This window comes from Emticicia sp. 17c (genome assembly GCF_037153985.1).
In the GTDB taxonomy this organism is placed as follows: domain Bacteria; phylum Bacteroidota; class Bacteroidia; order Cytophagales; family Spirosomataceae; genus Emticicia.
Genome location: NZ_JBBAYI010000008.1, coordinates 231,295 through 255,304 on the forward strand (window position 1 = coordinate 231,295; position 24,010 = coordinate 255,304).

General features: G+C 42.4%; 15 protein-coding genes. 10 read left to right on the forward strand and 5 right to left on the reverse strand.

Annotated elements, in window-relative coordinates; genetic code table 11:
- Window positions 1-39 precede the first annotated feature (39 nt).
- From WAA15_RS16620 to WAA15_RS16640, 5 genes are all read left to right on the forward strand, one after another.
- On the forward strand, window positions 40-1,014 hold the full coding sequence (locus WAA15_RS16620) for a DUF6624 domain-containing protein (RefSeq protein WP_337043932.1): 975 nt from the start codon (window positions 40-42) through the stop codon (window positions 1,012-1,014).
- A gap of 452 nt (window positions 1,015-1,466) precedes the next feature.
- Window positions 1,467-1,793, forward strand: coding sequence for a PadR family transcriptional regulator (locus WAA15_RS16625; RefSeq protein WP_337043933.1), 327 nt, complete (start codon window positions 1,467-1,469; stop codon window positions 1,791-1,793).
- A 47-nt stretch (window positions 1,794-1,840) separates the two neighbouring features.
- Window positions 1,841-4,522 carry an FtsX-like permease family protein gene (locus tag WAA15_RS16630; protein ID WP_337043934.1) on the forward strand — a complete coding sequence of 894 codons (2,682 nt, stop codon included), beginning with the start codon at window positions 1,841-1,843 and terminating at the stop codon, window positions 4,520-4,522.
- 17 nt (window positions 4,523-4,539) lie between these two features.
- The gene (locus WAA15_RS16635; RefSeq protein WP_337043935.1) at window positions 4,540-7,185 is read left to right on the forward strand and encodes an ABC transporter permease; all 2,646 of its coding nucleotides are present in this window, start codon (window positions 4,540-4,542) and stop codon (window positions 7,183-7,185) included.
- A gap of 8 nt (window positions 7,186-7,193) precedes the next feature.
- The gene (locus WAA15_RS16640) at window positions 7,194-9,875 is read left to right on the forward strand and encodes an ABC transporter permease (protein ID WP_337043936.1); all 2,682 of its coding nucleotides are present in this window, start codon (window positions 7,194-7,196) and stop codon (window positions 9,873-9,875) included.
- Window positions 9,876-9,954: 79 nt separating this feature from the next.
- Here WAA15_RS16640 and WAA15_RS16645 read toward each other — a convergent pair whose 3' ends face one another.
- From WAA15_RS16645 to WAA15_RS16655, 3 genes are all read right to left on the reverse strand, one after another.
- Complete coding sequence (locus WAA15_RS16645) at window positions 9,955-10,998, reverse strand: vWA domain-containing protein (protein WP_337043937.1); 1,044 nt, start codon at window positions 10,996-10,998, stop codon at window positions 9,955-9,957.
- A gap of 134 nt (window positions 10,999-11,132) precedes the next feature.
- Window positions 11,133-11,768, reverse strand: a complete 636-nt coding sequence (locus WAA15_RS16650) for a LysE family translocator (RefSeq protein WP_337043938.1) — start codon at window positions 11,766-11,768, stop codon at window positions 11,133-11,135.
- 123 nt (window positions 11,769-11,891) lie between these two features.
- Entirely contained in the window at window positions 11,892-15,014 is a 3,123-nt protein-coding gene (locus WAA15_RS16655; protein WP_337043939.1) for a leucine-rich repeat domain-containing protein, read from the reverse strand.
- A gap of 530 nt (window positions 15,015-15,544) precedes the next feature.
- On the opposite strand from WAA15_RS16655, the gene WAA15_RS16660 reads away from it, so the two are divergent.
- Window positions 15,545-16,603, forward strand: coding sequence for a class I fructose-bisphosphate aldolase (locus WAA15_RS16660; RefSeq protein ID WP_337043940.1), 1,059 nt, complete (start codon window positions 15,545-15,547; stop codon window positions 16,601-16,603).
- Between the two features lie 927 nt (window positions 16,604-17,530).
- Entirely contained in the window at window positions 17,531-17,770 is a 240-nt protein-coding gene (locus tag WAA15_RS16665; RefSeq protein WP_337043941.1) for a hypothetical protein, read from the forward strand.
- Between the two features lie 74 nt (window positions 17,771-17,844).
- Here WAA15_RS16665 and WAA15_RS16670 read toward each other — a convergent pair whose 3' ends face one another.
- Window positions 17,845-19,785 (reverse strand): tetratricopeptide repeat-containing sensor histidine kinase, encoded by a 1,941-nt coding sequence (locus tag WAA15_RS16670; protein WP_337043942.1) that lies wholly within the window; start codon window positions 19,783-19,785, stop codon window positions 17,845-17,847.
- Window positions 19,786-19,933: 148 nt separating this feature from the next.
- Window positions 19,934-20,545, reverse strand: coding sequence for a hypothetical protein (locus WAA15_RS16675; protein ID WP_337043943.1), 612 nt, complete (start codon window positions 20,543-20,545; stop codon window positions 19,934-19,936).
- Between the two features lie 624 nt (window positions 20,546-21,169).
- Here WAA15_RS16675 and WAA15_RS16680 point away from each other — a divergent pair.
- From WAA15_RS16680 to WAA15_RS16690, 3 genes are all read left to right on the forward strand, one after another.
- Window positions 21,170-21,580 (forward strand): response regulator, encoded by a 411-nt coding sequence (locus WAA15_RS16680; protein ID WP_337043945.1) that lies wholly within the window; start codon window positions 21,170-21,172, stop codon window positions 21,578-21,580.
- 190 nt (window positions 21,581-21,770) lie between these two features.
- Window positions 21,771-23,528, forward strand: coding sequence for a gamma-glutamyltransferase (gene ggt / locus WAA15_RS16685; RefSeq protein ID WP_337043946.1), 1,758 nt, complete (start codon window positions 21,771-21,773; stop codon window positions 23,526-23,528).
- A gap of 333 nt (window positions 23,529-23,861) precedes the next feature.
- A complete protein-coding gene (locus WAA15_RS16690; protein WP_337043947.1) occupies window positions 23,862-23,987 on the forward strand; it encodes a hypothetical protein in 126 nt (41 codons plus the stop codon).
- Window positions 23,988-24,010 lie beyond the last annotated feature (23 nt).

Sequence of the window (24,010 nt, forward strand, 5' to 3'; positions counted from 1 at the left end):
TTAATTTTTTAATGTTTTGTCTGATTGGTAAATACAATAATGATTCGCGCCAGCCTCTATATAGTTAGCCTGTTTTTGAGTATTCTTTCAATGAAAGTAAATGCGCAAGATTTACTAGTGAATAATTCTGTTTTTTTTGAAAAAAAATGGAAGGCCGACTCTCTTTTTAAAATAGGAAAATATAAACAAGCAGAACAACAGTATAAACTTGCTTACAAACACACAAAATGTATTACTTTTCATCAGTCTGTCTACAAAAGTCTGGCAGAACTATACGTTAAAAATCGGCAGTTGAAAAGTGGTGAAAGAAGTATCTATCGTTTACTGAAAAGCGGATATATCGTAAAAAATTGGTTTGAGTTTCTGCCTGATACATCGGTATTAAGAAAGCAAAAGTGGGCAAAATTAAAAAGTATCAATGAATTCAATAAATCAGAAACGGCAGGTAGTAATAAAGATTTAATTCAGCTATTGCAGTACCTCAGAACAAGAGATCAGAAATTCAGAAAAACAGAATACTTTGATAGCCTTAGAACGATATATTCTGTTGAAACTGCCAGTCAGATAATGACCAACAGCATACTGAAGGTTGATAGTATGAATACTGATGCTTTAAAAAATATTATAAGCCATTACGGGTGGCCATCGATAAAACAGGTTGGTTACGAGGGTATTGGCATTTGTTGGCTTATAGTACAACACGCCGACAAAGATGTAAATTTTCAAAAAACGGCACTCAGATATATAGAAAATGCTGTTTCAAAAGGTGAAGGTAGCCTTGTTAATTTTGCCTATTTAACCGATAGAGTCCTTGTTAATTCTGGCGAAAAGCAAATCTTTGCCACTCAGTTCGGAGAACCTGTTGTAAACAAAGAAAACAAAGTAACAGACCTGACTTTTAAGCCTCTTAAAGACCCAAACAACGTTGATTACCTTAGAAATGCTTTTGGCTTACCCACGGCCGAAGAATACAAAAAATATTGCTTTGAGCGTTGGTATGGCAAAAAACAATAAACCACACATATACCCCAAACCTTTGCAGCATCGGTATTAAATGTAGTATTTTTATTCTTCGGTGCTTTATGGTCGTTTGCCATTCAATACGGTTATGACGAATGCCCAGAATCGTACAGGTATTGTCCGATTTCGGACACTAACACACATCAAACGGTTTTCTTTCGAATTTATCTGCTAACAAATATTATTTGGCTTGGTAAAGGTATTCTCTCTCAATTTGCAGTCTCTGGTTAATAATCGAGCCATTTGGATAGGTTTACTAGAGTGGCTATTAGCATATTGCCGAATAATATTTGGTTTTCGTCTGTTAGTAAATACCCCTGTTTTGTACTTGGCATTTCATTTGTTTAACAAATTATAATGAAATCAGAATAAACCCTGAGCTAAAGCCAAATCGGGTACATCTGTCTTGATTTGTTTAGCAAATAATAATGAAATAATATACTACCATGGGAAGACCCTACTTAGGAGAATTTGAAGAACTGGTATTGCTTGCAGTAGCTATGCTTGATGGCACTGCCTATGGTGTTACCATTGCCACCGAACTCAAGAAACGTACCGACCGCATCATTAGCCTGAGCGGTGTGCATATTGCTTTGTACAGGCTTGAAGAAAAAGGCTTCGTGAAGTCAGAACTGGGTGGTGCTACCAACGAAAGAGGCGGCCGACGAAAAAGGTTTTTCAGCATAACCGGATTAGGCAAACGCACCCTTGACGAAATGCGTGAGGTCAGAAATGAACTCTGGAGTGCCATTCCGAAGCTATCGTTTTCATGAAAACACCTTGCCCTATGGCTCAGGTCTGAATACAATTTATCAAAATTATGAAAAAGCCAACTCCTCCGATACCCCCGCGCTGGGCCGACAAACTGTTAAGGTTTTTTCTGCCCGACGAACTGGCCGAAGAGCTACAAGGCGATATGCACGAGCAGTTTGAGCATCAGGCCGAGCAATTGGGTTTTACCAAAGCCCGCTGGCTGTATGTGTGGGAAGTACTGCGGTTTTGCCGCCCTTATTTTCTGAAACGCCGTTTTCTGGCCAAACTTAATTCTCTGAACGACTATTACTTTTTAATAAACCCCGACATGATACGTAACTATTTAAAAATTGCTTGGCGAAACCTCCTTAAAAACAGAACTTTCGGAGCCATCAACCTCTTTGGGCTGGTTATGGGCCTTACTACCTGTTTGCTCATATTTTTGTACGTAAACGACGAGCTGAGTTTCGACCGATTCCATAGCAAAGCAGACAGAATTTATCGCATCGACAACGAACTGAAATTCAACGGGAATCACCACGATTTAGCAGTTTGCCCGCCACAGATGGGAGCCGTTTTTAAGGCATCTTTTCCTGAAATAGAAAATTATACTCGCCTGCGCTGGAGCCCTAATATTCTGTTTAAAAAAGATGGGCAGGAGCAATGGGTTGAACGTGCAGCCTATGCCGACTCAACGCTTTTCAGTGTTTTCGACTTCAAGCCACTAGCCGGAGACTTATCTACTGCGCTCAACGAGCCAAACGCCATTGTCTTAACCCGCACACAGGCATTAAAATTTTACAATAGCACCAATATAGTAGGGCAGAGCTTTGTTACAGACCGCACAACCTATAAAGTAACGGCTGTGATTGACGACATCCCGAAACAGTCACATTTTAACTTCGATGTTTTTATTCCGATGTCGGGCGACAACGAAAGCAAAACCACCACATGGCTCAGCGAAAACTATAATACTTACATTGTGGTTCGGAAAGATGCCAATCTGGCGGCTTTACAAGCTAAAATGTATAAACTTAATCATGAAAGAATAGGACTCGAACTGAAAGCAGTTATTAACCAGTCGCTCGAAGACTTCCTGAAATCCGGCGGGTTAGCTAACATCAGCCTTATGCCACTGGTAGATATTCACCTGAAATCGAATAAAGTAGCCGAACTAGACGGAAACGGCAACCCCGATAACGTCTATATCTTCTCGGTTATTGGTTTGCTCATATTACTACTGGCAAGTTTCAACTATACCAATCTTTCAACGGCCGTAGCCGCAAACAGGGCCAAAGAAGTAGGTATGCGCAAAGTAATGGGTAGCAGCAAAGGCAGTATTATTGCCCAGTTTCTGGCCGAATCGCTCGTGTTATCGCTCGTAGCGTTGTTTATTTCGTATGCGCTGTTGTCGGTGCTGTTGCCTTCGTTCAATCATCTGGCAAACAAAAATTTATCACTTCAAGAAATCCTCAAGCCACAGCTTGTGCTGTCGTCGTTGGTGTTAATGTTGGTTTTGTCGTTGCTGTCTGGGGCGTATCCTGCCTTTTTTATTTCATCTTTCGTGCCGAGTCAGGTATTAAAAGGCAAAATCTCGAAAGGCTTCAAGTCTGGTTGGTTCCGTAATTCGCTGGTAGTGTTTCAGTTCAGTATAACCATTATTCTGCTCATTGGCACAATTATTATTTATCGCCAGCTTGATTTCATCAAGCATAAAGATGTAGGCTATAACCGCGAACACATACTCATTTTACAGAACATGGGGCCTCTGGGCGAACACGCCAACAGTTTCAAAAAAGAACTGGCAGGTATTTCGGGCGTTGATGCGGTATCGGTAAGTGGATTTTTGCCTGTAAACTACAACAGAAACAACAATACCTATTTTAAAACCCCAACCGCCGACTTTGACGGCTCGGTGTCAATGCAGCGATGGACAGTAGACGACGACTACATTCCTACGCTGGGTATTAAATTGTTAAAGGGGCGCAATTTTTCAAAAGAATTTGCAACCGATTCAACAGCCGTCATCCTGAACGACGTAGCCGCCCGCAAATTTGGAGGCGATGCCATTCTGGGGCAAAAAATTTATACCTTACAAGACATCAGCACCAAAGTAATGTATGCTTATACGGTGGTAGGTATCATCAAGAGCTTTAATTTTAGTAGTTTGCGTCAGGAAATAACCCCGCTTGCTTTGTTTTATGGGCAAGACACCGGAAACATCTCTCTCAAAATCTCCTCGCAGAACATACCGGCACTAATCAGCCAGATAGAAACAAAATGGAAAGCCCTCGTGCCAGAACAGGCATTGAAATACAGTTTTATGGATGAAGATTTCAACCGCCAGTATGAAGCCGACCAACGCACAGGTAAAATAGCTACCAGTTTTGCTTTGTTGGCTATTCTGATAGCTTCTTTGGGCTTGCTAGGCTTGGTACTATATGCAGTAGAGCTGCGTACAAAAGAAATAGGAATCAGAAAAGTACTTGGGGCTAGTATCAGAAGCGTGTACAGCTTGCTTACCAGAGAATTTATGGTGCTGGTTGCTATTGCCATGCTGGTGGCTTTTCCGCTTGCTTATTTCCTGATGGACCGCTGGTTGCAGGATTTCGTCTATCGGGTTAGTATCGAATGGTGGGTGTTTGTTATTGCGGGGTTGTTCACTATAAGCGTGGCCTTACTAACGGTAAGTTATCAGGCCATTAAAGCCGCTACCATGAACCCCGTAAAAAGCCTGAAAAGCGAGTAAATCGAGTAAATACAAAGATGGTTGAACCAACTGAAAATAATTTACCCCCACGCTGGGCCGACAAACTGCTAAGGTTTTTTCTGCCCGACGAACTGGCCGAAGAGCTGCAAGGCGATATGCACGAGCAGTTTGAGCATCAGGCCGAGCAATTGGGCTTTACCAAAGCCCGCTGGCTATATGTGTGGGAAGTACTGCGGTTTTGCCGCCCTTATTTTCTGAAACGCCGTTTTCTGGCCAAACTTAATTCTCTGAAAGACTATTACTTTTTAATAAACCCCATTATGCTGAGTAATTATTTGAAAATCGCTTTTCGCAACCTGATGCGTGCCAAGAGCTTTATGTTTATTAATATTAGCGGTTTGGCTGTTGGTATAGCCGCCTGTACACTAATTATACTCTGGATACAGGACGAATTACAGTATGACCGTTTCTATGAAAAAACCAACCGCCTGTATCAGGTTTATAACAAAGATATTTTTAGCGGAGTGCCACAGGTATGGGAAAGCACCCCAAGACCATTAGCAACTGCCATGAAACAAGATTACGCCGACATAGAAGAAACCGCCAGATTCCGGTCGGCAGAATTGATGTTAAGCACCGGAGATAAAAAAATGAATGCCGGCGGTGCATTCGTCGACCCATCGTTTTTGTATCTGTTCGATTTCCCGCTTAAATCAGGAAATGCACAAAGTGTACTAGCCGGAAATAACGGTATTGTTATTACAGAAACATTGGCCGAAAAGCTATTTGGTACTACACAGGCCATAGGTAAGGTAGTGCAGATTGATAACAAAGAAAGTTTTTCGGTAACGGGTGTGCTGGCCGACTTACCACGCAACAGCAAATTCGGGCAGGTAACATATTTACTGCCTTACAATTATTTCGTGAATCTGGGGTGGGGGTCTGACGCTTGGGAGTCGAACAACGATTATACTTATGTATTACTGAAAGACCGTGCCGACGAAGCCGCTGTAAACCAGAAAATCAGAAGCCTGACCGCCAACCATCTGAAAGGGGTAATTGATGATGTCAGCAACCGCCAGATTTTCCTGCATCCGGCCAGTAAATGGTATTTGTATTCAAAGCCGGAAAACGGCCAGTTAGTCGAGGGGCGTATCGTAACCGTTCGTCTCTTTGGTCTGATAGCCATTTTTATTCTCTTAATTGCCGCTGTTAATTTTATTAACCTCAGCACCGCCCGAAGCGAAAAACGCGCCAAAGAAGTAGGTGTCCGCAAAGTAGCAGGCGCACAAAAAATATCGTTGGTATTACAGTTTATCGGTGAGTCGGTCTTACTAACTTTTTTTGCGGGTATAATTGCCTTGCTACTGGTGGGGCTAAGCCTGCCGTTTTTCAATCAGCTAACAGGTAAAACGCTCGCGCTTCACTTTAATTCGCCTTATTTCTGGCTATTGGCTTTAGGTGTTTTGCTATTTACGGGTGTGCTTGCCGGATTTTATCCTGCATTTTTCTTGGCTAATTTCCAGCCATCTAAAGTTTTAAAGGGAGCCTTACGCTCGCAGAGGGCCGCCTTCACGCCACGCAAAATTCTGGTTGTGGTGCAGTTTACATTCGCCATCGTGCTCATTGTTTCTACCCTTATTATTAGCCGCCAGATTGATTACGCACAAAACCGCGACAAAGGCTATAACCAGAACAACCTTCTTTTTGCCGTTCTGTCGGGCAATTTGCCCGCGCATTACGATGCCCTGCAACAGGCCTTAACCGAAAGCGGAGCCGTAACAGCCATGAGTAAATCGCTGGGGCCAATGACTTATGTTAATTTAAGGCAATGGGGCGTTTCGTGGCCCGGTAGTACTACCGCCGATAAAGACATTGAGTTTAATCGCTTTGGTACAGATGCGGGTTTCCTGAAAACAACAGGAACGCAATTGCTTGCAGGCCGTGAAATTGACGTTCGGAAATACCCTACCGATTCAACAGCCCTACTCTTGAACGAAACAGCCGTAAAAACCATGCGTCTGAAAAATCCGATAGGCGCATCTGTTAAATTTCATAATACTGAATGGCATGTGGTAGGGGTAGTCAAAGATTTTGTGTATGCTTCGCCGTTCGATGCCATTAAACCCGCACTCATCGAAGGGCCCGGCGGGCCTGTTTCGCTGGGGTGGTTAAGTATTCGCTTAAATCCAGCCAATCCGTTGGCTAGCAATCTGGCAGTTTTAGAGAAAATCTTTGCAAAATACAATCAGGCGTATCCGTTTGAGTATTTCTTCGCCGATGAATCGTATAAAGCCAAATTCGCCAATGAACAACAAACAGGAACCTTAACGGGGCTTTTTACAGGGCTTACCATTTTTATTGCCTGTTTGGGGCTTTTTGGGCTGGCGGCTTATACTGCTCAGCAACGCACCAAAGAAGTAGGTATTCGTAAAGTATTAGGCGCACCCGTTATAAGTCTGGTACAACTGCTCACCAGAGATTTTATCCGCCTCTTGCTTGTGGCCTTCGTTATTGGCGCACCCATAGGCTGGTATATCATGGAAAAATGGCTGCAGGATTATAACTACCGAATTGTAGTTGGTGCAGGCGTTTTTGTACTTACGCTGGCATCGGCCCTGTTTATTGTCTTGGTATCGGTCGGATTTCAGGCAATAAAGGCCGCATTAGTTAACCCCGTAAAAAGCCTGAAAAGCGAGTAAATACAAAGATGGTTGAACCAACTGAAAATAATTTACCCCCGCGCTGGGCCGACAAACTGTTAAGGTTTTTTCTGCCCGACGAACTGGCCGAAGAACTGCAAGGCGATATGCACGAGCAGTTTACGTATCAGGCCGAGCAACTGGGCTTTACCAAAGCCCGCTGGCTGTATGTGTGGGAGGTACTGCGGTTTTGCCGCCCTTATTTTCTGAAACGCCGTTTTTTGTCAAAATCACCTGTTGGCATTCATTCTGATACAGTACCAATCTTTTCTTTAATTATGATACGCAATTACTTTACCATCGCCTGGCGAAACCTGACCCGAAACAAGGCGTTTTCGCTCATCAACATTTTTGGCCTAGCCATTGGCATTAGCTGTTTTATGCTCATTGCCGTATTCGTATACGACGAACTCACCTATGACCGTTATGCCGCTAACGCCGAAAAAATCTATCGGGTTAATGTGGCCGTCACAGGGAACGGAAACATAGCCACTTACCCCAATGTCGATTATGCCGTGGGCGAGGGCATGAAAAGCACTTTTCCTGAAGTTAAAGACTACGCGCAGGTATCACAAGCCACCGACTTCGTGAAATTCGGACCTAACCAGTTTAAAGAGCAGCACCTGGCTTTTGCCTCAGCTAATTTTTTGCAAATGTTTTCGATTCCGATGTTGGAAGGAAACGCCGAAAAAGCATTGGTCGAGCCTAACACCATAGTTATTTCAAAAGCATTGGCTACCAAATATTTCGGCGACCAAGACCCCCTCGGTAAGTCGTTGGCTATTGGTACCCAGCAAAAGGAATTTAAAGTGACTGGCCTGTTCGATAAAATACCGGATAATTCTCATTTTCATTTCGATGCTTTTATTAGTATCAGCACATGGCACGTCACAAACCCTACATGGAGTAATCTGGGGCCATATACTTACATAGAATTATACCCCAACGCCGACCCTCAGAAACTCGAAGCCAAGTTTCAGCAACTGGTGCTTAAATACGTAGTGCCAGAAGTACAGCGCGACATGGGCATTAGCATTGAAGAAGCCCGCAAGTCGGTCGATACTTTCCGCTTCTTGTTACAACCCCTCACCGAACTGCATTTATATGGCGGCACCAAGTATGAGATTGAACCCGGCGGCGATATTCAGTACGTATACATTTTTGCCGTATTGGCTATTTTTATTCTGTTGCTGGCGTGTGTCAATTTTACCAATTTATCAACGGCACAGTCGGTCAAGCGTTCCAAAGAAGTAGGCATTCGCAAAGTGCTGGGGTCGGTTAAAAAACAACTCGTTATCCAGTTTCTGGCCGAGTCAATCTTAATTACCTCTCTGGCTATGGTGCTTGCCTATGCGTTTATCTTTTTGTTTTTGCCATATTTCAATCAGTTAGCTAATAAAACTCTCAGTTTCTGGTTTTTTCTCAACTACAAGGTAGTGCTGGCCTTACTCTTGGTGAGTTTTATTTCAGGTATTGTGGCAGGCATTTATCCGGCATTCTTCCTGTCGTCATTTAATATCATACGCACCCTTAAAGGGGCTTTATTCAGCAAGAGCCGCCAGAAAAAACCTTTGCAAAGCAGCCTTATTGTGTTTCAGTTTACGGTGTCTACGCTGCTCATTATTGCTACCATAGTAGTGTATCAGCAATTGCAGCACATGCAGAACAAAAAGCTGGGCTACGATAAAGACCAAGTTTTGTTCCTGCCCGATACCCGTGTGTTGGGTAGCAACCAGATGGTGTTTCAAGACCAGCTAAAACAAGATAACCGCGTGGTTTCGGCCAGTATTTCGCGCATGGTTCCGGGTAATAATAACCTCAATGGCACACAGGTGTATCCTAAAAACGAGAAATCGAACGGGGTAGAAATCCATATCGATATTTTTAATATTGACTATGATTACATCCGTACGCTCGGCATGAAAATCGTGCAGGGGCGGGCATTCTCCAAAGAGTTTTCAACCGATTCCTCAGGCGTAATCATCAACGAATCGGCCGTTCGTGAACTGGGCTGGAAAGGACTAAACCCTATCGGGCGCACCATTGTGCGGTCGGGTCAGCATGAGTTTAAAGTACTGGGTGTAGTACAGGATTTCAACTATGCCTCTGTAAAGCAGAAGGTGGCACCTGCCATGATGATGCTTGGCAGAAACTACGGCGGAATGGTAATTAAATTTAATACGGCCGATGTAAACGGTTTTGTGGCCGACCTCAATAAAAAATGGGAGTCGTTTAATCCGGCTGCACCGCTTGAATATTATTTTCTGGACGAAAAATTTGCCACCTTATATGCCGCCGAACGCCGCACTCAGCAGATATTCTCGGCCTTTGCGGTATTGGCCATCATTATTGCCAGTTTAGGTTTGTTTGCTTTATCGACCTTTATTATTGAGCAACGTAAAAAAGAAGTAGGTATCCGCAAGGTATTGGGGGCATCGGTGAGTGGCATTGTGCAGTTGCTCGTAAAAGACTTTATTGTGCTTGTGCTGATTGCCATTCTGATAGCCTCGCCTCTGGCTTGGTATGCCATGAACGAGTGGTTGCAGGATTTCGCCTATAAAATTGACATACAATGGTGGATGTTTGTACTGGCTGGTTTACTAGCCGTGCTTATAGCCTTGTTAACCGTTAGTTTTCAGGGAATCAAAGCCGCTTTAATGAATCCCGTAAAGAGCCTCAAAAGCGAATAAAAACGACCTGATGCAGCAATAACACAAAGGGGGCAGGATTTTCATCTTCTGCCCCCTTTGTTATGTTTCGGTGGTAGCTTTAATAGCAGTTGCTCGTAAGGCCGGTAGCATCGAAGGTAGTCATGTACGTGCCTTTTTTTGCGTCGTAGGCTACTACAATTACCAGCGTTACTTTGCCTGCCCTTTTAGGCGAGCAATATTCAAACAGATAATAGCTGTTGGCTTCACCTTTCACAATGCGGGCTACTTCTATAAACTTCGCTTCCAGTTCGTTTTTATTCTGCGAGAAAACCGCCCCGCTTTTGCCAATAGCACTTAAAGTTGCCTTGTCGATTTCGGTACCTAAACCAATCGTAAACAGCGTTATTTTAGGGTTTGCTCCGTTTACCTTGTTGAGTGCCACCTGTTTTGAATAACGGGCGGCTTGGTCGGTTCCGTCGGTAAAAATAATAATCGAATAAGCCGATATAACGTTATCTTTCTGTAAGTCTTTCAGGCGTTGTTCGGCCTTGTCAACCGACTTGATAACAGCCCCGTACAGGTCGGTCGATGGGTCTTTCGACAAACTGGCACTAAGTTGCTGTACGCCGTTAATCAGCAGGTTTTTGTTCGAGGTAAAATCTACCAATGTATTCAGTTTATCTTCTCCGTCGAACCACGCAATGCCCACCTGATACGAGTCGTCGCCCGAAGTAGGCAGAATATTATTAATAAAACTGGTGGTAGAACTTTTAAGTTGAGTTAAACTGCTCGAGGTTACGCTGGCACTCAGGTCAAGCACAATAAGCGTGTTGTGTCTGAATTTCTGCGCGCTGGGCGAAAACTGCTTGTTAGCCTCACTCTCCGAAATAAGGTTCGGGCAGTCGTCATTTACGCCTTTTTCATACACCTTGAAATTACCCGTAGTTAAGCCCGACACCGGAAGAAACTTGTTAAAGTTTTCATCGACCTTTAATAGCATACTCAGCTTGCTGCTTCCGCTCACAATTTTAGGCTCGGTAATGGCCGTAATCTTTAAATCGTTATAATAAATATTGGGGCAGTCGGGGCCGCCGGGGTTATCACATGAGTAAGAAAATAAAACAGTGATTATTAGCAGGCAACTAACAATAAATCTTCGCATGATTGATGAATAGGTTTTAGTATGGCACGTTTAAATTTCTTTGGTCTCTGAAAAACACTCTGCTTGTTTAACGAAAAAAAACTTCAAATCTGATTAATTACCCCAAAATATTAAAAGTATACCCCCATAGTGCTTTATTTTTTATCGCTCAGGGCTACTTTTATGCCAAGTGCTATCAGGGTTATGCCGCAGCATTTGTTAATGTATCCGGCAATTTTGCTGTTGTTTTTGAGCCTGACAAAAATAGCCGAGGCAAAAAACGCCAGTACAAGGCACCAGAGTGTGCCTGTAAGCACAAAAGTAATGCCGAGTAACAGAAAAGGTAAAGCCGTATGTTGTGCCTCGGGGTTGATAAACTGCGGTAGAAAAGCCATAAAAAACAAGGCTACCTTAGGGTTAAGCACATTGGTTATGATGCCGTCACGGTAAATGCGGTTGTAGCTAGGCTTTGTTTGCTGAAGGGTGGCACTGGCATTGAACGAGGCATTGCTCCTGAGCATTTGCACACCCATATAGAGCAGGTAAATGGCTCCGGCATATTTAATAGCCGTAAAAAGCATAACAGACTGCGCAATAATAACCGATAACCCAAAAGCGGCCAGTATGGTATGTACAACGCAGCCCGTGCTGATACCCAACGCCGACACAATACCCGCTTTTTTACCCTGTGCAATGCTTTTGCTGAGAATAAAAATGGTGTCGTTGCCGGGGGTGAGGTTTAATAATAAACCTGTTAGCAGAAAGGTCTCGAAATGGGTAATGCCTGTCATGTCAGCCGGAAGTTACTGGCTGCAAAAATGCCCTAAATTGACCTTAAAAACAAGCCCTTACCCGCAAAAAGGCATAAAACGGCTTAAATAACAGGGGTTTTGGGTAGCTCTGTAAGCATACAATCAGGGCAGAACGGTCATAATCTTTTCTGCAATCTGGGTATAGGCATCTTCCCGATACTCCCATTTGTTAATGGGCTGCAAAAACCGTCTGGAGGCATCGCCTTTGTTTTCGGTATAGTAGGGCAAAAACTGGTAGTCGGTTATGGTTGCCAGCCCTACCTGAGTTTTATGCTCATTGTCGGGGTCTTTCAAGGCACTTTCAAGACTAGCTTTATCAATGCCTGCCAGTTCGGCCATTTTGCTGAACGATTCCCACGGAAAATGCTTCACCAGCACACACACCACCTGCTTGTTCGATTCTTTTTTTAATGCGCCAATGGTTTTGTAAAATTCCTCTTTCATGATGTAGTCAGAATTAACAAAATTGATAGAAAGCATAAAAACGATAATATCGGCCTTTTGTAGTTCGTCCTGAATCTGCTCGTGCCACAAACCCGGTGTCAGTTCTTCACAACTCCACGATTTTGCCAACTGAAACTGTGCCAGTGGTTTCAGATATTCTTCCAGTTCCTGTTTGAAAGTAATATCCTTGTTTGAATACGAAATAAATATTCTTTTCATCTTTTGAAGAGGTTTATTGGTAAAAGCCTGAAACTGCTTCACCGGAATCTCGATAGGCGAGGTGTCCAGTGTTTCGTCGGCCTGTTTTCGGTAACTGCTAATAGTGGCCCGTGGTTCTGTGGTTTTAACCAAATCGGCGTAGCTGATAAAAAACTTGTCGTCTCTCGAAATATAGAGGTCCTCAGGGCAGAAAATCGCATTGTCCAGCAGGTTCTCTGGCTGCATTCGTTCTTCTGGTTTGTCTCTTGGCGTGCGCCCTTCCCTGAATGCCGCATATTCCTGTGGTTCAATATCTCCCCAGTACATAGCTAGTATGCAATAGAAAAGATACTTCGTTATTGGCTCCTGCTCATGTTGCCTGTCTTTAAAAAAAGCCAATACCCTAATCTCCAGATTTTTAAAATCAAGTTGTATCAGCACCTTGCAGCACTTCTCGAAGGTAAACAACAATTGGTTGCGCCAGAACTTCTTTTTTTCGGGTTGCCTGCCAAAAAAACATATCAACTGGTTAATCAGCCCTATGGGTAAAAACTCCCCGAACTTCAACACAAATAGAGGGCTGCCCAGCCCAAAAGTAAGCAGGTCATACTCAAGGGCCTGAGTTTCGGCCAGTGGTAAAAAATTAGGAAAAATATATTCTGTGCCACTGTTGCCGTACAGGTGTTTAAAAATAACCTTTTGTTTTTCGAGTAGCGCAATCAGGTTGGCATCATGCTTTTGCATAAGCTGTTCGGGTGCAACACCTTTATCAAATTCATGTTCAAGTACTTCTCGTTTCAGAATATGCTCATGAATATGCGCTACCAGCCCTACCGGATTCAGCCACACTTTGTTTTTATCAATCTCAGGGTAGTAAAGCACCATTCCCTGATTATGCAATTGCTCCAGCTCAACCCGAAGCGACTCCATTTGTGCCTCTCCGGTTTTGTTTTGTGGGGTATACACCTTGCGTAAACTATGAATATCAACCGCTTGTATATCCTGTGCCTGAAATATATGTTTCAAAAAAGCCACATACCACGCACTTTCCTGCTTAATTATCCGCTTGCGTGTAATAAGTGCCTGCACCGAGGCTTTCAGGTAGGCTAATGAAGCCTTGTTTTGGGCAAAGTCATCTTTTTCATTCAAGCAAACATAAAACCTGTTTTCTACGCCTTTGTTGGGGGCAATGGTTGGGTATAAGGGCGGCGCATCTGCTGTGGCATGGGTCTGTATCAGCAAAACGGGGTCAGGCGCCTGTTTTTCCAGATGCCTTTTCATCCCAAGCCAGTAAGGCACACTAAAATGGTGGTTCAGCAGTTGGTTAGTGTCGGTGCTAGTATGTGTATAGTTGGTTTCGGGCTGCCAGAGCAGTAAATAAACCGAACCACTACTCAGAAAAGCCCGATAAATGCCGTGGTAGTAGTCCTGCCCACCAAAATCATAAAAAATAGCTTCGGGGGTAGCACTATCTTTTGGGTAGGCTTCCACTTTCAGCACGTGTGTGCTATTGCCTTTATAGCTATGTTTGTCAGTTTGTAAAAAATGCAACAAACTTGATTTACCACTGCCATGGTTGCCCAATAACAAAACTTTGGCAGGTAATATTATGTTTGTTTTTGGAGTTTCCTCCACCTCTCTCGCCAACAGATTTTTAATAACCGGTAAATGATTATCAGAGGGGGGTAATGTTAAGCCATTTTTGAAAATTACAGGATTGTTATTGATAGATAAATAATAAAGTTGGTCTAAGGAACGTAAAGGTTTAATATCTTGTATTTTATTGTAACTTATGTATAGCGTATGTAATTGGCTAAGGGTACTTAAGCTACTAATATCAAGAATTTGATTTAAGTCAAGGTGTAATTTCTGTAATTGAATAAGACTATTCAAAGGACTAATATCTGTGAGTTGATTATTGCTAAGGTCTAATATCTTTAAGTTAACAAGGCTATTCAAAGAGCTAATATCAGTAAGTTGATTATGGTTAAGGACTAATATCTGTAACTGTCCAAGTCTACTCAAAGGGCTAATATTTTTGAGTCGATTATTTGTAAGGTATAATTCCTGTAATTGCCCAAGGCTACTCAAAGTGCTAATATCTTTGAGTTGATTATTGCTAAGGGATAACTCTAGTAAGTTAATAATGCTACTCAAAGGTCTAATATCAGTGAGTTGATTATTTGTAAGGTATAACTCCTGTAAGTTAATAAGGCTACTCAAAGGTCTAATATCAGTAAGTTGATTATCGCTAAGATCTAATGTCTGTAATTTTCTAAGACCACTTAGGTTACTAATATCTGTGAGCTGTGTGGATTGGAGATATAATTTTTGTAACTGAGGTAATTTTTCTAAAATAGCTAATTCTTGCCCAATAAACTCATTGTTTCTTCCCTTATTTAATGAAGACTCCCAGTATCCTTTTTCATTATAGTACCCTCTACCTAAATTCAAGCCTTTCAACCATGTGCATTCTGCCAATTCGCTTGGTAGTTCGTGTTTAAGGCCACAGTTGCCTAAATCCAGAAATGGGGCTTCGGTGCGTTTGTTTTCTTCTATCCGGCGCAGGGCGAGGTCAGTCATAGCAAATTTTTAAGTGTTTTCTGGGTTGGCTAGCTTATTCGCTTTGCCTATACCCAAAAATAAAATTAATTTACTGTTATGCAAAATAAGTAGCTTTAAAAATGGCTTTCTGCTTGTATTTAATACGGCTGTTAATATACGTACAGCCAGCGTAGCGCAGCTATCAATGGAGTAGGGGCTAATAAACTCAAAGAGGCTATCTCGGAAACGAAGCTCCGAAATAACCTCTTCAGGCAAATCAAAACGGGCTGTCCAAGTGGCAGGCGTTTCGTCAATAGCGTGCTTATAGTGGTTAAGATTAACTCCTTAAAATTAGGTATTTATCGATAAATAAAAAAAACGCAAAATCCAAATAGTTACGTAACGGGCAAAAAACACGAGCAAACCGTGTTTTTCTGCGCTATATGCCTGATTAAGAATTTATTAATAAAGTATCTGACCCCACCCAACTGGCCGATGGAACATTTTTTTAATGACAAATAGCTACACCAAATCAGTTTATTTGTGTTATAAATAAAAACGATACGATTATGAGCTATCAGAAAATTATCGATTATCTGGGCAAAGATGCCGACTACTTGTTGAAGCACACCAGCAAAACCATCAGCAAGGAGTTGTTGCACGTGCCGTCGCCAAATTATCTTGACGAGGTTTTTGCACCCAGCAACCGCAGCATTCCGGTGCTACGTAGCTTGGCTACACTCTATGGGCATGGGCGGCTGGCTAATACGGGTTTTTTGTCGATTCTGCCTATTGACCAGGGCATTGAGCATACGGCGGGGGCTTCGTTCGCCAAAAATCCGATTTATTTCGACCCCGAAAATATTATCCGTCTGGCTATGGAAGGCGGTTGTAATGCCGTAGCCACTACCATCGGGAATCTGGCCATCGTAGCCCGCAAATACGCGCACAAGATTCCGTTTGTAGTAAAACTCAACCATAACGAATTGCTTACGTACCCCACCAAGTATGAGCAGATTATGTTCGGAACCGTTGAAGACGCATGGAAACTAGGCGCGGTGGCTGTTGGCGCAACTATTTATTTTGGGTCGGAAGGCTCAAACCGCCAGATTATCGAAGTAGCTCAGGCTTTTGAAAAAGCCCACGAGCTAGGCATGGCTACCATTTTGTGGTGTTATACGCGCAACAATGCCTTCAAGAAAGACGGCGTTAATTACGAAACCGCCGCCGATATTACGGGGCAGGCCAACCATCTGGGGGTTACTATTCAGGCCGATGTAATTAAACAGAAAATACCCGATGTTAACGGTGGTTTTACGGCCATTGATTTCTCGAAAAGCAGCCCGCTGATGTATACCCAACTGGCCTCAGACCACCCCATCGACCTATGCCGGTATCAGGTAGCTAATTGCTACATGGGGCGTATCGGGCTGATTAACTCAGGCGGGGAGTCAAAAGGGGAGTCTGACCTGCAAGAGGCCGTCAGAACGGCAGTTATCAACAAGCGCGCTGGAGGCATGGGCCTGATTCTGGGCCGAAAGGCTTTTCAACGCCCTTTCAATGAAGGCGTGGCCCTGTTGAATGCCGTGCAGGATGTATATTTAGCCAAAGAAATTGATTTGGCCTGATACCGTCAGAAAACAACAATTGCGAGATTTTACAAGAATCTCGCAATTGTTGTTTAAACCCTGCCTGCAATAAAAACAGGGCTTTGCTTATATAACTTCCATAAACCGTACTTGTGCCAGCTACCTACAAAAAAGCCCCTAAAATGAAGGGGGTTTTTGCTTTAATTACAATTTATTTTACTTCTTTCTAACGAAAGTACACAAGCAGTACTTGCATTACAAAGTTCTAAAATTAAAAAATTAAAAAATCATACCCAAATAAATAAAAAAATTTAAAAATAAAATTTTATTGCCTGAATCGGCCCAAAAAAGCCATAAATACCTGAAACCCCCTCGTTATTTAATGGGGTACAGATAAATATTATACGGTAAAAACAGATTTTCGGGCCATTCGGATAAACAGCCACCGGAAGAAAGACAAACAGGTGCTTCTAAAAGATAGAGCAGCGCATGAAAATGGCTGCTCCGAACTTGTGTAATGTCTACAAAAAGGGTCAAGTAATAGGTTAATACGTGGGGCATAGTTACTAATTTTTCAGGTAAGTAGAAATACTTACGCCCATTATTTTTTATTAAAAAATAATAAATGCTCTTTTGTTACCTATTTGTGGCATTTTTGGCTTGAAACTGACCGCAGACCTCCGTAAACCGATGTAATTTTTCTGAATAAATATTTGTTTTTCTTGACTAAATTTTATTATATTTCGTTAGATTATGTAGAGCATACCGCCGTTTTCTGCGACAAACCAGCCATGAAACAGATTTGTTTGCAGAACTGTATCCGTACAATAAAACCGTTTTCCGAAACAAACGGTTAGCTGCAGTGTTAAAACTGAAAACGAACCCAAAGTGCACACGCACAGGTGTAAGGTTCGTACGTTGGGTAAGGATTTTCTTTATTCACAGTTCCTCTTAAAATATACTCCCATGGAAACAATGTTCAATCTCAAAACTAAGGTGGCCGACGCCTTGAAGTCGAACAAACTGGTGGCACAAAATACGTTTGGTAATGATTTTTTTGTGATGATAAAAATTAAAGTAGAAGGCGAGCCAACCATGAACGCTTTCCGAAAATTCAAGGATTTTCTGGAGCGAGAAAAACTCAGGTACATTTCTTCTTTCTCGGCCAAAATGGGCATCATGAACATATCGGTTTATAGCTATTAGCAAAATCTGTATAAAAACAACAAAGGCCACCTTGACTTATCAGCAAAGTGGCCTTTGTTAATAATAAGCAATGCCTATGCCTTTTTTAGTGAGAAATAAAAAGTAGTGCCTTGCTTCTCTTCGCTCGTGAGCCAGATTTTCCCACCGTTCGACTGAATAAATTCCTTGATGAGCAATAGCCCCAACCCTGTGCCTTTTTCGCCCTTTGTGCCGTAGGCCACATCCATATTTGTTTTCAGGAATTGCTCTTGCTGCGCTTTGCTGATACCCGCGCCGTGGTCGCTTACCGAAAAAACAACAAATTCGTCGTCGGTACTGGTATCGCTGCGTATCTCAATCGAACCACCTTCATAGCTGAATTTAATGGCATTCGACAACAGATTTCGGATAATAAAATCGAAGTGCGAGTTATCGGCGTATATCCTGAGGTCGTCGGGTATTTCGTTTTTAATGCTCACTGCTTTTTCCTTTGCCTGATTCAGCAAGACACCGATATTTTTGTCAATAACAGGTTTGGCTTTAAATTCCATGAAACTAACGGCTACGCCCTGCAACTGTATTTTACCCCAATTCAGGAGCGACGTAAGTACTTCAAACGAAGCCTCGCTCTGTTTTTTCAGTATCCTGATAATGTCTTGCTGTTCTTCTACTGGCAAGCCATCCATTTCCAGAATCTCCAGAAGCTGAGGCATATTGCCAATAGGGCCGCGCAGGTCATGCCCAATAATCGAAAAAAGCCTGTCTTTAATCTGGTTCGAGTCGGCCAGTTTAATATTCATAGCTTTGGTTTTACGGGCATTCATCAATACCAGAAACGCCACTATACCTATCAGCAAAATAATAACAATAGCCACTGCCAGTTCAAATCTTCTCCGTTCATTTACAACCGAAAGTTGTTCTGTCGATTCCATTAAGGCATTTTTGGCTTGTAAGCTCGCCAATTCCTGTGATTTATTAATCAGAAACAAGCTATCCAGCAGCTCATGTTGTTGTTCCAGCGTAAAAAGGGCATCGTCGTAGCGTTCTTGCTGGCGATATATAGCCGCCATAGCCTTGTACACTTCTGCCGCTAATTTCGGGTGCGAAATATCCTTTGCAATCGATAACGCATTTTGCAGATGCTCAAGGCTTTTATCGGCATTGGTTTTCTTTACAATTTCGGCAATCTTAATCAGCACTTTAGCCTGTTCTTCGGGCAATGAGTATTTCTGTGCTTTAACTAAAGCACTTTTATGGTAGCTAAGTGCGCTATCTTCGTTACCCATCTTCTGAAAGGCATCGCCCGTGTGGGTCAGAAACGAAATATGCTTGTGGGCGTGTTCGGCGGTATCTGTTTGTGCAATACCTTTCTTGAAATGCTCAATGGCATTTTCGGGTTTTCCGTGTTTAAGATGCACCCTGCCAATATGGTTCAGAATAGCAAGATTAGCTTTTGTAAGCGGTATGTTTTTATTGAGTTCTTCGGCTTTTTTATAATATTCGAGGGCTTTGTTGGTATCGTTGTTAAGTTCCATAATACACCCCAGCCGCAAATAACTCTGAATCATATCGTGAGTGTCTTTTCTGGCGGTACTTATCTCAATAGCTTTGTTCAGGTAGGCGGTTGCTTTATCGACCTGACCGTTCTTCCCTTCAACTACGCCTAATTCCTCATACGTCAGAATCATATTTTTGTGGTCTTTCAACTGCGTAAAAATTTGTAGGGCGGCTATCAGGTGCTGGTGTGCAGTAGAGAGGTTATCATGAAGCGTGTTAATGACACCTAGCTGGTACAGCATTTGTCCCTGTGCCTGTTTATGGCTGAGGTGCGTTGCCAACCTAAGCCCCTGAATAGCGTAGTAAGTAGCTGAGTCGGCCTGTTTTTGTTCAAAATATTTACTGAGCGATAAATACAGTGGTAGCTTATCTTTTTCCTGAGAGGTATTTCTTAGTTTAGTCTTTAGCTCAAACACATTTTGCCCAAAGGCTGCCTGACAAATACACAACAGACTAACAAAAAGGAATTTTTTAGACATAAAGTATGCTTTTGGTATATACCTTTTAAATAGGCAAAAACACTCAAAAAATGTGCCTATCTACGTTTTTTTGAGAAGAATATTTGCCCCAAAAGCCCCAAAAACGGTGTATATAACCCCATAAATGCCCTAATATTGGTACAGTTGCTTATTTAGTAGGGAAATCGTCTCGGGTAGTGAGGTAGTCCAGACTTAAAACCCAGACAATCACTACCAGAAAATTAACTTTCTGCATAACAGGTAAAATAACTAGCCCGTATTGTGTGTAATAAATAATTGCATTTATATATAGCAGCAGCAAACAAACAACCGTAAGCACCTTAAACAAATGCAGGCGCGACATAAAAACCATTACTGTTATGTAAAAAGTGGCTAGCATAATACAGGTACTTGCCAGCGACACCATAAGGTTATGGTAAGGCGTTGTTACCAGCACACCAAACACCATACCCAACACACCCGCATACCTGATAACAGCCGAGGCCGATTTATGCTGTATTTTTTTAGAAAACCGGAAAAAGAACAACGCAAAGCCTGTGCATAAAACAACCATACCCACCACGGCAAACCAACGCCCCGAGTTATGCGCGCCGTTTATACCTTTGGCGTCGAACAGGTTACACAGGTAATTATTAGCCCAGTCGAAACCAGATGCCTGCGCGTTGGCCTGCGAGCCACCCGGATACAACCAAGTGCCTGCCAGAATAAGCAAAAAGGCTAAAGTAATCAGGAAACTGATAAGGTGCTTACGTGATGTCATGGTTCTCTGTAATAATGGTTCTCTAAATAAGCCGGCGTTGTAACTGGTTTGCTGCCCAAATTGAAGCATATACCCCAATCATGGTTGCGAGTATCACAAATAAAACCCAGATTATGTTCATAAAAACAAGTGTTTCTTCAAGATTATCAGTTCATAAAAACAGGCGTATGGTTCAGTAGTTTCATGAGGCAGAAAGGCGCAGCAGCCAAACATGGCTAACACCTATAAAGTTAAAAAATATAGCCCTGAAAAGTGGCAAAACTATAAAAAGAATAAATATACGGAATAAAATTTCGGTATAATCGTTATAACTAAAGTACCTTCAAACAAATTCTGGTTTGCCTATAGCAAAATTATAAAACCTTTTTATTAAATCTCATCACAGGCACTTGTAACAATAGTGTTTCTTTCAACAACCCCAATCAGATTAGCACAAAACCAAGATGATTTTCGCTGAAAATCACCTGAAGGTTATTTTATGGTTTTTGCCTTAAAATATTATTAATTAGGCGGCCAAATCTGAAAGGGCTTGATGAAAAACTGAGCTTATTGTATTATATTTGAAACTTAGCCGATAAGTTCAGAAAAGCTAAAAAACAGGATGCCATAATGTAATTCTTAACAATGCTTAAATCCTTGAAAATTGTCTTGGCAGACGATGACGAAGACGACAGAGACTTCTTTCGGGAGGCCGTAGGCTTGACCGGAGTACCCGCTGCACTGACAACTGTTAAAAATGGACTTGAACTTATGCAGTTACTTCAGACTTCAGACAAGTTTGATATGATTGTGCTGGATTTGAATATGCACCTCAAAAACGGCATCGAAAGTCTGGAAGAAATCAAAGCTGATACCAAACATAGCGATACCTTCTGTGCCGTTCTGACTACCGCCAGTAACAGGCACTTGCAGGAAGAACTGATAAAAAAAGGAGCTGATATGTTCAGAACAAAACCATATAACTATGAGCTTTACGTCGAAACAGTAAAAGAAATAATCAGTTCTGCCTGGCTACGCACATACGAAAACAGGTAATAATTTTCATTTATAGTTTGTTATGACTACAAAAGCCTCTGTTTTGAGGCTTTTTGTATAATAACCAAGCAGCTAATACCATAAAAACCCAATAGCCAGTGCATAAAAAATCGGCTATATTAGTTTGTGGTTTGTACTTATCTCTTAAATTTGTTTTTTCGCAATACACCGATTTACCCTTTAAAACTAAATGAAAAAAACTCTCCTGTTTGCGCTTATTATTGTTGCTTCCTGCAAGAACAAATCCGGCCAGACCCAACAAATCAAAGGACTTAGCGAATACGCCGTTGATGTACCCGGTATTCAGACTTTCTATGATAAAAAAGGCGTACTCGCCGACAACGGCATGGTGGCCTCGGCCCACCCGATAGCCTCACAAGTAGGTGTCGAAATCCTGAAAGCCGGAGGCAACGCCATTGATGCCGCTGTAGCCACACATTTTGCTTTAGCAGTAGTATACCCGTGGGCCGGAAATCTGGGCGGTGGTGGTTTTCTGGTTTACCGCGACAAAAAAGGAGGAACCTTTACCCTCGATTTTCGGGAAAAAGCACCTGCCAAAGCCCATCGGGATATGTACCTCGATGCCAACGGCAACCCTATTGCTGGTCTGAGTATTCTAGGGCATCTGGCTAGTGGTGTACCCGGCTCGGTCGATGGCATGGTAACCATGCACGAGCGTTTTGGCAAACTCCCGTGGGATAAAGTAGTGGCTCCGGCCATTGCACTGGCCGAAAAAGGCATCGTATTAACCGAACGCGAAGCCGTAGGGCTGAACCGCGTGCGCAACGATGTTATGAAAGTAAACGCCCCTGATTCGCCGTATTACATTCGCCCTGATAAACAAGACTGGAAAACTGGCGATATGCTTGTACAGCAGGATTTAGGCCGTATGCTGCGCCTGATTCAGGCCAGAAAACGCGCAGGCTTTTACGAAGGCGAATGCGCCGATTTGCTGGTAAAAGAAATGCAGCGTGGCAAGGGTATCATTACACACGAAGATTTAAAAAACTATCATTCGGTGTGGCGTGAAGCCATTGTTGACCAATATAAAGATTTCAAGATTATTACCATGCCGCCAACATCGAGCGGTGGAGTAGCTTTAATGCAACTAATGAAGTTCGTAGAGCCTTATCCGATTAAACGCTGGGGCTGGAACACCGACTCAACGGTGCAAGTAATGATTGAAGCCGAACGACGCGTATACGCCGACCGCGCCAAATGGCTGGGCGACCCTGACTTTGTAAAAGTACCTGTAAAAGAACTTACCGACAGAGCTTATCTGAAAAAGCGTATGGCCGACTTCTCGTTCGAGAAAGCCACCGACAGCAAAGCCATTAGTGGCGGAACCGTGCCGGGCTATGAAAGCACCGAAACCACCCATTATTCGGTCGTTGATAAAGAAGGCAACGCGGTTTCTATTACAACTACACTTAACGGAGGCTTTGGCAGTAAAGTAGTAGTGCAGGGCGGAGGGTTTCTGATGAACAACGAAATGGACGATTTCAGTATAAAGGCCGGTGTGCCCAATATGTTCGGGCTGATAGGCAACAAAGCCAACGAAATTGTCCCTAATAAGCGTATGCTGTCGTCCATGACACCTACTATTGTCGAAAAAGACGGAAAACTATTTATGGTAGTTGGTACCCCCGGCGGTTCAACTATTATTACCTCGGTTTTTCAGACCATCATCAACGTGCTTGAACACGGCATGACCATGCAACAGGCCGTTAATGCCCTGAAATTCCACCATCAATGGCTGCCTGATAATACAACCTTTGAAAAAAATGCTTTTTCAGAAGCCACCATTACCAATCTCAAAAATAAAGGATATACACTAGTGCCGATGATTGGCTCATTAGGGCGTATGGATTGCATCATGCTTCGCCCTGACGGTAAACTTGAGGGTGGGTCTGACCCCCGCGGCGATAACACAAGTATCGGATATTAAGCCAAAAGGTCTGACGAATCAGACCTTTTGGGGTAATTTTCCATTTTCTTAGGTTTTTTTTGGAATTTTAAGAAAAAAAAACTAAAATTTGTGGTCAATTTCCATGTGCAAATGGATTGATTTATATTATTGTAATACTTGTGGAAAAATCGTGGGATTTTGTCTCACGATTTTTTTTTATGTACGATAAAACCCACGTTTTGGTTTTATCAGTCAATCAATTATATAACTATCTACCTGTATTTTTGTTGAACAATTAGCCGAAAAGTTTCTACATATATTAGAAACTATATCGAATTAAGACATTATGTATCATCAAAAAACTAACGTGGCTTGATAAAATGCCTTACATACCAAGACTTAAAAGCTGTTGAAACACTCATTATTGTAGCAATAATTATTAGCGAGGTTGTTACCTTAAGCGTGGGTATTGCCAATGATTTTGTAAGTTTTGCCTAACATATCACCGCAGGTTTCATGCC